The following is a 15,130-nucleotide window of genomic DNA, read 5'->3' on the forward strand; positions in this document are numbered from 1 at the left end:
GCTTAACTCGTTAATTCCCTAAACAAACTCTCCAAACTCGCATTTTTCTGGTTTAACTGAAGAATCTTCAACTCATTATCATGTGCAAAATCAAATACATGAGCACGCATATCTGTTGTTGTATCAAATACAATTTCATAAATAAAATCGTGAACATTTTTTACACTTTTAGCATGCGGAAGTTTAAGTAAAAACGCATCTTCTACGCGGTAATCAAACTCGACAATAACGGTTTGTTCTTGTCCTTCTCGTAATTCACTTAACTTTTTATCAGCAACAATTTCACCTTTATTTATTATAATAACACGATCACACATAGCTTCTACTTCCTGCATAATATGTGTAGATAAAAACACGGTTTTGTCTTTACCTAAGCCTTTAATTAATTGTCTTATGTCTACAAGTTGATTTGGATCTAATCCAGTTGTAGGTTCGTCTAAAATTAAGACTTCAGGATTGTGTAATAAAGCATTTGCTAAACCAACACGTTGTCTGTAACCTTTAGAGAGTTGTCCAATAGTTTTATGTGCTTCTGGTGTTAATCCAGTAAGCTCAATAACTTCTTCAACTCTAGATTTGTCAACGTTATATACGTTTGCATTAAATTTTAAATATTCACGTACATATTGGTCTAAATATAAAGGATTGTGCTCTGGTAAGTAGCCAACACTTTTTTGTACTTGCTTTTGTTGATTTGATACAGCATGCCCATTTACTTCAGCGTTACCAGAAGTAGGAGAAAGGTAAGTGGTTAAAATTTTCATCATTGTCGATTTTCCTGCGCCATTAGGACCTAAAAATCCAACAATTTCTGGACGATTAACGCTAAAAGATACATTGTTTAATGCCTTTTGAGATCCAAATTGTTTAGTGATGTTTTTAACTTTTATTGACATGCTAATATGTTTCTTCAAAAATAAACAATCTTTAATTTAAAAGCTTATTTGCTTTAAAATCTTTAAAACTTGTTATAAAACTCATAATTTCAGGCTTTAGTATTTTGATTTTTCAATTAATTGTCTACTTTAGCAATAACAAAAAAATAATGAACACAATTTTAAATACATATTATAACTGGTTTTACTTCTTTTTTAACGAAAAGAACGAGACGTTGTATATGTAATTTAAACAGCATAAATTTAATACTAAGTCTCGATTTTATCGGGACTTTTTTTTATGACAAAAACAATAGCAATACAAGGTATACAAGGCTCTTTTCATCATATAGTGTCGTTAAATTATTATGATAACACACATAAAGTGAAAGAATGTTTAACGTTTGACGAAACGGTTGCATCCTTATTTGATAATACCGCAGAAACAGCAATTATGGCATTAGAAAACTCTATTGCTGGTTCTATTTTGCCAAATTACGCGTTAATAGATAATAATAATTTACACATTGTTGGCGAGCAGTATTTGGATGTGCAACATCAATTAATGGCATTACCAAACCAAACAATTGCAGATATAAAAGAAGTACACAGTCATCCTATGGCGCTATTGCAATGCAAATCATTTTTTAAAGACTTTCCGCATATCAAATTAGTCGAAGATAAAGATACTGCAGATGTGGCAAGAAAAATTGAAGCACAGCAAATAAAAGGTGTTGCAGCAATAGCAAGTACTTTGGCGGCACAGATTTTTAATTTAGACATTTTAGCCGAAAGTATTCAAACCATAAAACACAATCAAACCCGATTTGCTATTGTAAAAACGCAACCAATTAACAATCATAAAAACGAAATTAATAAAGCGTCATTAAAATTTGAATTAGACCATAAAAGAGGAAGTTTGGCAACAATTTTAAATGTGATGAGCGATTGTAAACTAAACCTTACCAAAATACAATCCTTACCAAAAATTGAAACACCTTGGAAATACTCATTTTTTGTCGATGTCACTTTTGAAGCTTATGAAGATTTTGAAAAAGCAGCATCAATTATGACAATAATGGCAACTCATTTTAAAATTTTAGGAACCTATAAAAACGCAAAACTATAATGAAAGTTGCAGATCGATTACATAGCGTTCAAGAATATTACTTTTCTCGTAAGTTAAAAGAAGTCAATCAATTAATTAAAGACGGAAAACCAATTATTAATTTAGGGATTGGTAGTCCAGATTTAGAGCCACCAAAACAAGTGGTTGATGTTTTGGTAGATAGTTTAGTACATCCTGTGGCGCACAAATACCAGAGTTATCAAGGGTTACCAGAATTAAGAACAGCAATTGCAGATTTTTATAACTCTGAATTTAATGTCGAAGTAAATCCTGATACCGAAGTTTTACCACTTATGGGAAGCAAGGAAGGTATTATGCATATTTCTTTAGCGTTTTTAAATGAAGGCGATGCTGTTTTAATACCAAATCCGGGTTATCCAACTTATAGCTCGGTGACACAATTGGTACAAGCAACACCAATGCATTATAATTTAGATGAAACCAATAATTGGCTGCCAAATTTTGAAGCTATCGAGCAGCAAGATTTAAGCAAAGTTAAATTAATGTGGACCAGTTATCCGCATATGCCAACAGGTGCAAAAGCGACAAAAGCCGATTTAGAAACGTTAGTCGCATTTGCTAAAAAGCACAATATTTTATTAATAAATGACAATCCGTATAGCTTCATTTTAAATAATAATCCAATAAGTATTTTAGATGTTGAAGGTGCAAAAGATGTCGCTTTAGAGCTAAATTCGTTAAGCAAAACATTTAATATGGCAGGTTGGCGAGTTGGAATGGTTTTAGGAAAAGCAGAGCATGTCAATGCGATTTTAAAAGTAAAAAGTAATATGGATTCTGGTATGTTTTACGGAATCCAAAAAGGTGCGATAGAAGCTTTAAAATGCTCATCAGCTTGGTATAAAAGTTTAAATGAAATTTATAAAAGCAGACGCGAACTTGTTTGGAAATTAGCCGATAAATTAGATTGTACGTACGATAAAAATGCAACAGGATTATTTGTTTGGGCAAAGTTACCAGAAGGAAAAACATCTGAAGCATTTATAGATCAAATTTTATACAACAACAGCGTGTTTATTACACCAGGAACCGTTTTTGGTTCTCAAGGCGAAGGTTATATACGTTTTTCGCTTTGCGCTAAAGAAGCACAAATTAAAGACGCAATTAGTAGATTATAATGAAACATATATACATCATAGGAACAGGCTTAATTGGCGGTAGTTTGGCATTAGATTTTAAAAATGCGTTGCCAGACTGTATCATTTATGGTATTGATAAAAACGAAGCGCATTTAATAGAAGCGCAAGAATTAGGCGTTATTGATCAAAAAGCAACTTATGAAGATTTGCCAAATGCAGATTTGGTAGTGCTTGCAATTCCAGTAGATGTTGCGGTAAATGAGTTGCCAAAAGTACTGGATAAAGTGTCTGATTTTTCGGTAGTGATAGATGTTGGTTCTACAAAACAAGCTATTTGTAAAGCGGTAGATAATCACCCAAAACGTCGTAACTTTTTAGCAACACATCCAATTGCTGGTACCGAGTTTTCTGGTCCTAAAGCAGCTATTCAAAATTTATTTAAAAATAAAACAAATATCATTTGTGAAGTCGAAAAAACCGCATCAAAATTACAAGAACAAGTTTTAAATGTGTTTTCAAAAATAGGTATGCGCATGCGTTACATGAATCCAGAATCGCATGATAAACATATAGCATACGTGTCGCATTTATCACACATTAGTTCGTTTATGTTAGGAAAAACTGTAATAGAAAAAGAAAAAAACGAACGCGATATTTTTGATATGGCAGGATCTGGTTTTGAAAGTACAGTTAGACTTGCAAAAAGCAGCCCAGAAATGTGGACGCCAATTTTTGAGCAGAACAAACAAAATGTCGTAGAGACTTTAGAAGAGTATATTCAAAATCTTTCAATGTTTAAACAAATGATTGTAGAAGACGATTTTCAGTCGGTTTACAAAGCAATGAAAGACACTAATTATATAAAACAAATTTTAAACGGAATACATTAATATAACCTGGTAGGTTAAATTCAGAAAAAGAAATGGAAAACAAGAAAGAATTAAGAACATGGTTGGACGATTTACAATTAGATCATCCTTTAGTAATTGCAGGACCATGTAGCGCAGAAACCGAAGAACAAGTTTTAAAAATCGCTCACGATTTAAAAGATACAGACGTAAGCTATTACAGAGCAGGAATCTGGAAACCACGAACAAGACCAGGTAATTTTGAAGGTGTTGGTGCATTAGGTTTAAAATGGTTACAAAAAGTTAAGGAAGAAACAGGATTAAAAACAGCTACCGAAGTTGCTAATCGTGCACACGTAGAATTAGCGCTAGAGCATGATATTGATTTGTTATGGATAGGAGCAAGATCTACGGTTAGCCCTTTTATTGTTCAAGAAATTGCAGACGCTTTAAAAGGAACAGATAAAGTAGTGTTAGTTAAAAACCCAGTAAACCCAGATTTACCGTTATGGTTAGGCGCGATAGAGCGTTTAGCGAGTGCAGATATTAAAAAGTTAGGAGTCATACACAGAGGATTTTCTACGTATGAAAAAACAAAATACAGAAACAATCCAGAATGGCAATTAGCTATCGAGTTGCAAACCAAGTTTCCGGATTTACCGTTAATTAACGATCCGTCGCATATAACAGGAAAACGTGATATGATTTTTGACGTATCACAAACCGCATTAGATTTAAACTTTGATGGATTAATGATCGAAACTCATTTTGATCCAGATAACGCGTGGAGTGATGCTGCACAACAAGTTACACCAAGTAGTTTAGTGCAAATTATGAAAGATTTACGCATTAGAAAAGAAACCGATCCTGAAGCAGAGTTTAATAGAGACTTAGCCAATTTAAGAGCTAAAATAGATGTTGTAGATAATCAAATTATCGAGCTTTTAGGAAAGCGTATGCAAGTAGCAGATGGTATTGGACAGCTTAAAAAAGAAAAAAACGTAGCAGTTTTACAAAGCAAGCGTTGGAATGAGATTTTAGGAAAAATGGTGCTTGAAGGCGAGCAAAAAGGATTAAGTGAAGAGTTTATTTTAAAGTTATTTAAAGCTATTCATCAAGAATCTATAAATCATCAAGAGAAAATTATTAAATCTTAAAAATTAAAAAAGCCTTTTTTATTAATTGAAAAAGGCTTTTTATATTTTTTTATAATGTTATTTTGTGTAAGCTAATCTTCTAGATGCTTTACGCATCAAAATATTTACCAAATCTTCTGGGCTACTTCCAATGCTGCCTTTTACTTTTTTATTATAATTCCAAAGTAATATTCCATCATTACTGTTATGAACATTCATATTTACTATAGCGTTGTTTGTGCTTCCCCAAAAACCTACTAAAAGACCTAATGCTATTGATGCTCCTTCAGACATTGGTTTGTTGGTTTCAAATGTTCCCATTATTACAGCATCAACTCCTAAAAGTTTAGCAAGTTCTTCAGGTAGTTGATCTTCAATATTATTATAAGAAATGTTTGATTTTTTTAATATTGCATTTGTTCTTGAAGGTTCTTGAACTTCTATTTTAAGACTACCTCTTTTCTTTCTTTTTAAAAACCAAGAATGCATTCCTTGTTGTAAACCTAAAGATTCATCTTTTTCTAATTTTTTTAATTGCTCCTCAGTGATGTCTTTCATCTGTTTGGGTCTCAGTTTTACTTGAGTTTTAAAAGGAATTATCGCAATAGATTTGTGGTTTTTTGCAATGCTATCAAACTTAGGGTTTTCGTAGAGATGTGTTTGCGATTGACCTAAAAATAGGATAAAAAAGAAAAATAAAAAGGTTAATTGTTTTTTCATTGATATTAAATTGATTGTTTGTTCATTTGCGAATATACATTAATTTATAATTTTTATCAATTTATTTCCCTCAATCAAAATGGTCTTTCCCTCAATTAAGGTTTTATAAATTTTAGGTTAATGTTAAGTTTGGTTGTCTAATTAATAATTTAATAATTATGAAACTAAAATTACTCTTAAGTCTATTGCTTTTATCTTCAATAATAATAAAAGCGCAAACAATAAAAGGAACTATTACAGATGGTGAAAACAAACTTGAAGATGCTAATATTATTGTTAAAAGCACAAAAAGGGGAACAACATCTGATGCTAATGGTGAATTTAAAATTGAAGCAATAAAAAATGATACACTTTCAATTTTGTATTTAGGTTACAGTACTAAAAATATTGTAATCACTGATCAAAATAATATTGAAGTAATATTAAAAGTTGATAATACTTTGGATGAAGTTGTTTTAATTGGTTATCAATCTACGACTTATAAATGTTGTTACAGTTGCTTTGTAAAGGTTACTAAAATTACAGAAAACAATAAAGCTATAGTCAAGTCTAAGCTTTTTCCAAATCCTTCATCAACAGGTGTTTTTAGTTTACAACTGTTAAAGAATTATAATCAAGTTGAAGTGCAAGTAACAAACTTATCGGGACAAATTTTGCAACAACATCAATTTAATAATGTATCACAACCTTTAAGTTTAGATTTATCTCAGTTTAACTCTGGTGTTTATTTAATAACTATTGTAGCAGATGGTGAAAAATTACCATCTAAAAAAGCGATTAAGCCTTAGCGTATTTCAATTTAAAAATTGTTATTTTGTAACTTATTTAGCTTAAATGACAGGACGCGTTTATAAATCTACAGGAAGCTGGTACACAGTAAAGACCGAATTAGGTCAGACTTACGAGTGTAGAATAAAAGGTAAATTCCGTTTAAAAGGAATAAAAAGTACCAATCCAATTGCTGTTGGTGATTTCGTGGATTTTGAGTTAGATACAAAAAGTGATAATGAAACTGGAGTGATAAACAAGATTCATGATAGAGACAATTATATCGTTAGAAAATCTGTTAACTTATCTAAACAAACACACATAATTGCTTCTAATATTGATCAGGTATTTTTGTTAGTAACAATTGATAATCCTCCAACATTTACCAGTTTTATAGATCGTTTTTTGGTTACTGCAGAAGCTTATGATATTAAGGCTGTACTTTTGTTTAATAAGGTAGATACTTATGATCAAGATACACTAAATGAGGTAAGGTATTTGGCACATGTTTATAGACAAATAGGATACGAGTGCGTTGGCATTTCAGCAAAAACTGGAAAAAATATAGATAAGGTAAAAAGTATGATGTCTGGTAAAGTAAGTATGTTTACAGGTCATTCTGGTGTAGGAAAATCTACTTTGGTAAATGCTATAGAACCATCTTTAGATTTAAAAACTAAAGAAATATCCATGCAGCATATGCAAGGACAACACACTACTACTTTTGCAGAAATGTTTGATTTAAGTTTTGATGCTAAAATCATAGACACTCCAGGGATTAAAGGTTTTGGAGTTGTTGATATGGAAAGAGAAGAAGTAGGTGATTATTTTCCTGAGTTTTTTGCCTTAAAACAAGATTGTAAATTTAATAATTGTCTACATTTAGAAGAGCCAAAATGTGCTGTAAAAAATGCTTTAGAAAATGATGAAATTGCAGCATCAAGATATAGAAGTTATGTTCAGATTTTAGAAGGAGAAGAAGAGCATTACCGAACTGATAATTGGGATAAAGAGTAAGATGAAAGTTGTATTACAACGTGTTAGTCAAGCAAGTGTCACTATAGATAACCAAACAGTAGCTAAAATAGAACAAGGTCTATTAGTTTTAGTAGGAATTGTAGAAGAAGATGCGCAAGAAGACATTAATTGGTTAGTCAATAAAATAATGAATTGCCGTATTTTTTCTGATGAAAACGGTGTGATGAACAAGTCTGTAAAAGATATTGATGGCGATGTAATAGTTGTAAGTCAATTTACTTTACATGCCAGTACTAAAAAAGGCAATAGACCAAGCTATATAAAAGCAGCAAAACCAGATGTTGCAATTCCGCTTTACGAAAGTTTTATAAAAACTTGCGAAGCAGACTTACAAAAGCCTATTCAAACAGGACAATTTGGTGCCGATATGAAAGTTGCTTTAGTAAATGATGGACCAGTAACCATCATTATAGATACAAAAAATAAAGAATAACCATGAAAAGAAAAATATTAGAATTTATTGTAGCTTTTTTATTTAACGGTATTATCTTTTCGTTAATTCATTTAGTTATAGATAATGATTATACTTTAAATGAATTAGTTAAAATGGGCGTGTTTTTTGGTGTAGCAATGGGATTATTTCATATTTTAATTTTACCATACATAGTTAAAAGGAAAAACAGAAATTGATATAAGTTTTTTTGTTGAATTAATATTCATATATTAGTCGCAAATTAATCAATAATGCCCTTTTATAAAAACCTGAAGAGCGCTTTGCTCTTAATCCTTTTTTCAACAACTTTTTTTGCACAAAGTAACTTACAGTTTAGTTTATTTAATACTGCTTTAACAGATAATGCTAATGCAATTATTAGAGAAAATTCAGTAGAAATTACTATCGAATCAATAGATGTTATTACTTATAAAAAACGTCGAATAGTAACGGTTTTAAACGAAGCAGGAAATAGACACGTAAATGCAGTAGCTTATTATGATGATGGTAAAGATGTCAAGAAGATAAAAGCGATTATATATGATCAATTAGGAAGAGAAATTAAAACTGTAAAAAAAAGAGACTTTTCAGATGTTAGTGTTGCTGATGGTTTTTCTATTTTTAATGATAATCGTGCATTGCATTTAGATTATACACCAAGCAGTTATCCTTATACAGTAGACTTTACTGTCGAGACAATTAATACAAATACTGCTTTTATTCCGTCATGGTATCCTTTAGAGGCTTATAACGTAAGTACAGAGCTTTCTACCTACAAAATAATAAATAACACACCTATAGAGGTAGTAGTAAAAGAATCTAATTTAAAAGAATATAAAGCTGAAAAGATTTCAGATTTTAATTATAAGATTGAAAACGCTTCAGCAGTTACAAGAGAAGCTTTTAGTCCTTCATTATCAAAAATAGTTCCTTCAGTCAAAGCAACTTTAAAAAACTTTAGCATGTTAGGCGTAGAAGGTGTTAATAACAATTGGCAAGACTTTGGGAAGTGGATGGATGATAAACTATTATCTGGCACACAAGAGCTACCAGAAGAAGTTAAAACAGAAATTACAGAGCTTACCAAAGACGCTTCTTCACCAATTGAAAAAGCCAAAATAGTCTATAACTACATGCAAAATAAAACAAGGTATATAAGCATACAAGTTGGTATTGGTGGCTGGAAGCCAATGTTAGCAGAAGATGTAGATAGACTTGGGTATGGAGACTGTAAAGGTCTTTCTAACTACACAAAAGCATTACTAGATTACGTAGGTGTAACCTCTTATTATACTATTGTTTATGGTGACTCAGATATACGTGATATAGATTCAGATTTTTCTTCATTACAAGGTAATCATGCTATTTTAAGTATACCTAATAATGACGATTATATTACTTTAGAATGTACAAGTCAAACAGCACCATTTGGTTATATAGCTAATTTTACAGACGATAGGGATGTGTTGATAATAACACCAGAAGGCGGTAAAATAATACATACAAAAAGTTATGCTCCTAAAGAAAATAAACAAACAACTTTAGCAAGTGTAAGTATTGATCAAACAGGAAGTATTAAAGCTAATGTTAGCATAAAATCTCAAGGAACACAATATAAAAAATATCAACGCTTAGATATACAAACAGAAAAAGAAAATATACTTTATTATAAAAATTATTTTGATAATATAAAGAATCTTAAAATAGAAAATATCAACCTAATCAATAACAAAGATCAGATTGTATTTGAAGAAAATTTAAAATTATCTGCAAAAAACTACACAACAAAAGCAGGAAACAGATTTTTGTTCTGCCCTAATATTTTTAATATAATGGCATACGTGCCACCAAGATATAAGACCAGAAGTTTACCTTTTGAAATAGACAGAGGTTTTTATGATGTTGATGAGTATGAAATATTACTACCAGAAAATGTAGTAGTAGAAGCTCTATTTGAACCAATAGAAATAAAAAATAAATTTGGGCTATATAAAGCTTCTATCCAATCAAAAGATGAAAAAACTTTAATATACACAAGAGAATTACTTATCAATAAAGGCGCATATACTAAAGAAGACTACAAAAACTACAGACAATTTAGACTAGATATAGCAAAATATGACAAATCAAAAATGGTCTTAAAAATAAATCAATAACCAATGGGAAGAATAATTATTATTTTACTGTTAATATCTACAGTAACAACAAAAGCACAAAATTTTAAATTCGGAAAAGTTAGTAAAGAAGAGGTTGAAGAAAAACAACATCCTTTAGAGTCAGAAGCAAATGCAGCAGTATTATATAAAAGTGAAGAGATTGCTTTTGATTTTAGTACAATAGAAGGCTTCGAGCAAACAAGAAAAGTACACGAAAGGATTAAAATTTATAATAAAGAAGGTTACGATTATGCAACTAAAAAGTTGAAACTATACAATGAAGATGCCTCAACAAGAGAGAGAGTTATAGGAATTAAAGGCTATACTTATGTTTTAAAAAATGGAAAAGTAGAAAAAATAAAACTTAGAAAAGAAAATATTTTTGAAAACGAAAATAATGAATTTTGGGCAACCAAATCTTTTACAATGCCAAGTATAGAAGAAGGTTGTGTAATAGAATTTGAGTATATTCTTAAAACTCCATTTATGAGTATAGATGATGTTATTGTTCAATATGATATTCCAATAAATAAAATAGAAAGTAGAATAGCAATACCAGAGTATTTTAACTACAATAAATACCCAAATCTTAAAGCAAAAATTCAACCAGAACTAACAGAAACAAAAAAAGTAAGAAGAGAGCAATTTGATGCAAAATCTCAAGGATTAGAGTTTGATGAAAACATCATCAATATCAATATGGATAATGTAGCTTCGTTAAAAGATGAACCGTATGTTGATAATTTAGATAATTATAGAGGTAAATTAGCATTAGAGTATGCTTTTTATAGAGCTCCAAACGGAAAAGTTACATCATATTCTACCACTTGGGACAAAATCACAAAAAACATAAATAAAAGCGAAAGCTTTGGAGAGCAAATAGAAAAATCAAGTTACTACGAAGAAGATTTAGCAAAAGTACTTAAAGAAACTAATAGTGATGACGAAAAGATTCTTGCAATATTCGACTTAGTAAAATCCAAGGTAAAATGGAATGACTTTATAGGATATAAAACCAATGACGGTGTAAAAAAAGCTTACAAAGAAGGAGTAGGTAATGTTGCAGAGATAAACCTTATTTTAGTATCAATGCTTAAAAAAGCAGGAATAAAAGCAAATCCTGTATTAATAAGTACAAGAGATAATGGTGTGCCTCTTTTTCCAACAAGAAGTGGATTTAACTATGTAGTCTGTGCAGTAGAAAAAGAACAAGGTTTAATCTATTTAGACGCTACACAAAAAAACGCTAACATAAATATTCTTCCTACAAGAGCTATTAATTGGTTAGGTAGAATTGTAAGAGAAGACAATACTTCAGATTGGGTACAATTGTCTCCAAAAAAAACATCTAAAGAAATAATTTCATTAAACTTAGATTTAAATGAAGATTTAACCGAAACAGGTAAACTTAGAAAAAGACTAACCGATTATTATGCTTTTAATTATAGGGATGATAATAGAGGTAAAGCAAAAGAATCTATAATTCAAGACATAGAAAATGATAATTCAGGGTTAATAATTAATGAGATTAATCATAAAGATTTAGATAATACATACAAGCCAATAACCTATGATTACGATTTTACATACGAAGGTGCAGCAGAAGAAATTGCAGGTATGATCTATTTGTCTCCTTTAGCATTTTTGATTTCAGAAGAAAATCCATTTGTACAAGAACAAAGAAATTATCCTATAGATTTTGTAGCACCATTATCAAGTAAATATATCGTAAATATTAACCTTCCAGAAGGCTATGTGGTAGATGCTTTACCAGAAAGCGCATCAGTTAAGTTTAATGCTAATGCAGCTAGCTTTACTTACATAGCAAAGCAGGTAGGTAATAAAATTCAGATTATGGTAGATACAGAGATAAATCAAACTTTAATTACTCCAGATCAATATCTTGATTTTAAAAAATTCTATCAGTTTTTAAAAGACAAAGAGTCAGAAAAAATTGTTCTTAAAAAAGCTTAAACAAAAATTTATTCAAACATTCTAATCATATTTTAAAAGTATTATAGCTTTTGAAAATACAATAATTATCTTTGAAGTGTTTAATCAACATTTCAAAGGTAATTAGTAATGAATATCAAAAACGCACAGCAAGAAGTAGATAATTGGATTAAAAATCATGGAGTAAGATATTTTAACGAGCTTACTAATATGGCGCAACTTACAGAAGAAGTAGGTGAAGTTGCACGTATTATTGCAAGACGTTATGGAGAGCAAAGCGAAAAAGAAAGCGATAAAAATAAAGATTTAGGTGAAGAGTTAGCAGACGTTATGTTTGTAGTTTTATGTTTAGCAAATCAAACAGGAGTAGACTTACAAGATGCTTTTGATAAAAAGTTAGACTTAAAAACAAAACGCGATCACGACAGACACCATAACAATCAAAAATTAAAGTAAATCATAGATAGATGAATTTACAACTCCATAAATCTACCATATCAAGCAACAAAAAAATAGCTATAACAGGCTCAAAAAGTGAGTCAAACAGACTGTTGCTTTTACAAGCGTTATATCCAAGTATTAATATTGCAAACCTGTCAAATTCAGACGATAGTCAATTAATGCAAAAGGCATTAAAATCATCAGATAGAATTATAGATATACATCACGCTGGTACAGCAATGCGTTTTTTAACAGCATTCTATTCTACTCAAAAAAATAGAGAAGTAGAATTAACTGGATCTAAACGGATGAAAGAGCGACCAATAGCCATATTAGTTGATGCTTTAAGACAAATTGGTGCAGATATTTCATATAAAGAAAACGAAGGTTTTCCACCATTGATCATAAAAGGAAAACAACTAACAGGTCATGAAGTTACTTTAAAAGCCAATGTTAGTAGTCAATATATTTCGGCATTATTGTTAATTGCTCCTAAATTAGAAAACGGACTAAAGTTAACTTTAGAAGGAACAATAACATCTATTCCATATATAAAAATGACGCTTAATTTATTATCACAAATAGGCGTAGAATCTTCTTTTAAAGATAATGTAATTACAGTAAAGCGATTACTAAATATAAAAGAAAATAAAAATTTGGTAGTAGAGTCCGATTGGTCTTCTGCATCCTATTTTTATAGTATTATAGCACTTTCAGATATAGGTGCTAATGTTACTATTTCATCTTATAAAAAGGAAAGTTTGCAAGGCGATTCTGTTTTAGAACAGATTTATAAAACATTTGGAGTTTCGACTGAGTTTAATAATAACTCTGTAATAATTTCAAAAACTTCCGAAGCAAAATCAATTAAAGAATTAAACTTACAAGAAGCGCCAGACATAGCTCAAACCATTACAGTAACAGCATTTGGGTTAGGCTTATCTTGTTATTTAACAGGTTTGCACACTTTAAAAATAAAGGAAACAGATAGATTAGTTGCTTTAAAAACCGAAATAGAAAAACTTGGAGGTAATGTAATTATTACTAATGATAGTCTAACTTTAGAAGCTTCAAATTCAATTTTAAATAATATCGAAATAGACACCTATAATGACCACAGAATGGCTATGGCATTTGCACCATTAGCATTAAAAACAGATATTATAATTAAAGATTATAAAGTCGTTTCTAAGTCATATCCAACATATTGGGAAGATTTAAAAACTTTAGGTTTTAATTTAGCTCTGTAAACCCTTGTTATTGCTAGGTTGTAAATAATAATTGCTCATTTACTTGACAACGCCTAGTTTCAGATTGTATATTTGCAACTTGTAAATAAAATAAAGCAACTAGATGAAATTATCACATTTTAACTTTGACTTACCAGAAGAACTTTTAGCAGAATATCCAGCAGAAAATAGAGACGAGTCTCGTTTAATGGTATTGCACAGAGATACTCAAAAAATCGAACACAGAATGTTTAAAGACTTGATCGATTATTTTGATGAAAAAGACGTGATGATTCTTAATAATACCAAAGTGTTTCCTGCACGTTTATTTGGTAACAAAGAAAAAACAGGAGCACGTATAGAAGTATTTTTATTAAGAGAATTAAACGAAGAACAACGTCTTTGGGATGTATTAGTAGATCCAGCGCGTAAGATTCGTATTGGTAATAAATTGTATTTTGGAGAAGACGAGTCTTTGGTTGCAGAGGTAATAGATAACACAACATCTCGTGGTCGTACACTACGTTTTCTTTACGATGGATCTTACCAAGAGTTTCGTAGAAAATTAAATGAGTTAGGAGAAACACCATTACCAAAATATATTAAAAGAGAAGTAGAGCCAGAAGATGAAGAGCGTTACCAAACCATTTTTGCAAAAGAAGAAGGCGCAGTAGCAGCTCCAACAGCAGGATTACACTTTTCAAAACACTTATTAAAACGTTTAGAAATTAAAGGTGTAGACTTTGCAGAAGTAACATTACACGTTGGTTTAGGTACATTTAACCCAGTAGAGGTAGAAGATCTTTCTAAACATAAAATGGATAGCGAAGAGCTAAAAATAGGACCAGAAGCAGTAAAAATAATCAATAACGCAAAAGCCGAAAAACGTCGTGTATGCGCAGTTGGTACTACAGCAATGCGTGCTATAGAAAGCTCGGTATCTTCAAGCGGTACGTTAAACGAGATTGAAGGTTGGACAAATAAATTTATTTTTCCACCATACGATTTTAGTATTGCTAATTCAATGATTACAAACTTCCATACACCAAAATCAACATTATTAATGATGATTTCTGCATTTGCAGGACACGATTTTGTAAAGCATGCTTATGAAGAAGCTGTTAAAGAAAAATACAAGTTTTACAGTTATGGTGATGCCATGTTAATTCTGTAAAAGAAAAATAAATATAAATTAACCTCTTTTTATGTCAATAAGAAGAGGTTTTTTTATGGCATTACCCAAAAGGGTCGCGTTTTCGGCAGTCGCTTTTTTGTGTTGCATATACGCAACAACACAAAAAGAG

15 protein-coding genes are annotated in these 15,130 nt (G+C 30.6%); 13 read left to right on the top strand and 2 right to left on the bottom strand.

What is annotated here, in order from left to right; genetic code table 11:
* Positions 1-2: 2 nt before the first annotated feature.
* On the bottom strand, positions 3-896 hold the full coding sequence (gldA, locus tag H574_RS0113425) for a gliding motility-associated ABC transporter ATP-binding subunit GldA (protein ID WP_027881076.1): 894 nt from the start codon (positions 894-896) through the stop codon (positions 3-5).
* 280 nt (positions 897-1,176) lie between these two features.
* Here gldA and H574_RS0113430 point away from each other — a divergent pair, with 280 nt between their 5' ends.
* Genes H574_RS0113430 through H574_RS0113445 form a run of 4 tightly spaced genes read left to right on the top strand, consistent with a single transcriptional unit; the run spans position 1,177 to position 5,109 of the window.
* Positions 1,177-2,004, top strand: coding sequence for a prephenate dehydratase (locus H574_RS0113430; protein WP_027881077.1), 828 nt, complete (start codon positions 1,177-1,179; stop codon positions 2,002-2,004).
* Complete coding sequence (locus H574_RS0113435; protein WP_027881078.1) at positions 2,001-3,143, top strand: pyridoxal phosphate-dependent aminotransferase; 1,143 nt, start codon at positions 2,001-2,003, stop codon at positions 3,141-3,143. The genes H574_RS0113430 and H574_RS0113435 overlap by 4 nt, the downstream gene beginning before the upstream one ends.
* On the top strand, positions 3,143-3,994 hold the full coding sequence (locus H574_RS0113440; RefSeq protein WP_027881079.1) for a prephenate dehydrogenase: 852 nt from the start codon (positions 3,143-3,145) through the stop codon (positions 3,992-3,994). Before H574_RS0113435 ends, H574_RS0113440 begins: the two co-directional genes overlap by 1 nt.
* A gap of 32 nt (positions 3,995-4,026) precedes the next feature.
* Complete coding sequence (locus tag H574_RS0113445) at positions 4,027-5,109, top strand: bifunctional 3-deoxy-7-phosphoheptulonate synthase/chorismate mutase type II (RefSeq protein WP_027881080.1); 1,083 nt, start codon at positions 4,027-4,029, stop codon at positions 5,107-5,109.
* A gap of 57 nt (positions 5,110-5,166) precedes the next feature.
* On the opposite strand, the gene H574_RS0113450 is transcribed toward H574_RS0113445, so the two are convergent.
* Entirely contained in the window at positions 5,167-5,808 is a 642-nt protein-coding gene (locus H574_RS0113450) for a hypothetical protein (protein ID WP_027881081.1), read from the bottom strand.
* Positions 5,809-5,966: 158 nt separating this feature from the next.
* Between H574_RS0113450 and H574_RS0113455 the strand changes: the two genes are divergently transcribed.
* The 9 genes from H574_RS0113455 (at position 5,967) to queA (ending at position 15,000) form a co-directional block, all read left to right on the top strand.
* Positions 5,967-6,596, top strand: a complete 630-nt coding sequence (locus H574_RS0113455) for a carboxypeptidase-like regulatory domain-containing protein (protein WP_027881082.1) — start codon at positions 5,967-5,969, stop codon at positions 6,594-6,596.
* 46 nt (positions 6,597-6,642) lie between these two features.
* Positions 6,643-7,593: a ribosome small subunit-dependent GTPase A gene (rsgA, locus tag H574_RS0113460; protein WP_027881083.1), complete on the top strand. Its 951-nt coding sequence runs from the start codon at positions 6,643-6,645 to the stop codon at positions 7,591-7,593.
* Between the two features lies 1 nt (position 7,594).
* Positions 7,595-8,047: a D-aminoacyl-tRNA deacylase gene (dtd, locus tag H574_RS0113465; protein WP_027881084.1), complete on the top strand. Its 453-nt coding sequence runs from the start codon at positions 7,595-7,597 to the stop codon at positions 8,045-8,047.
* A 2-nt stretch (positions 8,048-8,049) separates the two neighbouring features.
* The gene (locus H574_RS0113470; protein ID WP_027881085.1) at positions 8,050-8,244 is read left to right on the top strand and encodes a hypothetical protein; all 195 of its coding nucleotides are present in this window, start codon (positions 8,050-8,052) and stop codon (positions 8,242-8,244) included.
* Positions 8,245-8,328: 84 nt separating this feature from the next.
* The gene (locus H574_RS0113475) at positions 8,329-10,203 is read left to right on the top strand and encodes a DUF3857 domain-containing protein (protein ID WP_240471275.1); all 1,875 of its coding nucleotides are present in this window, start codon (positions 8,329-8,331) and stop codon (positions 10,201-10,203) included.
* A 3-nt stretch (positions 10,204-10,206) separates the two neighbouring features.
* Positions 10,207-12,177, top strand: coding sequence for a DUF3857 domain-containing protein (locus H574_RS0113480; protein WP_027881087.1), 1,971 nt, complete (start codon positions 10,207-10,209; stop codon positions 12,175-12,177).
* Between the two features lie 108 nt (positions 12,178-12,285).
* Positions 12,286-12,612 carry a nucleotide pyrophosphohydrolase gene (locus tag H574_RS0113485; protein ID WP_027881088.1) on the top strand — a complete coding sequence of 109 codons (327 nt, stop codon included), beginning with the start codon at positions 12,286-12,288 and terminating at the stop codon, positions 12,610-12,612.
* Between the two features lie 11 nt (positions 12,613-12,623).
* Entirely contained in the window at positions 12,624-13,847 is a 1,224-nt protein-coding gene (locus H574_RS0113490; protein ID WP_027881089.1) for a 3-phosphoshikimate 1-carboxyvinyltransferase, read from the top strand.
* Positions 13,848-13,950: 103 nt separating this feature from the next.
* Entirely contained in the window at positions 13,951-15,000 is a 1,050-nt protein-coding gene (gene queA, locus H574_RS0113495) for a tRNA preQ1(34) S-adenosylmethionine ribosyltransferase-isomerase QueA (RefSeq protein ID WP_027881090.1), read from the top strand.
* The last annotated feature ends 130 nt before the right edge of the window (positions 15,001-15,130 follow it).

Origin of the sequence: Mesoflavibacter zeaxanthinifaciens DSM 18436 (assembly GCF_000422365.1) — a bacterium.
GTDB classification, from domain to species: Bacteria; Bacteroidota; Bacteroidia; order Flavobacteriales; family Flavobacteriaceae; genus Mesoflavibacter; species Mesoflavibacter zeaxanthinifaciens.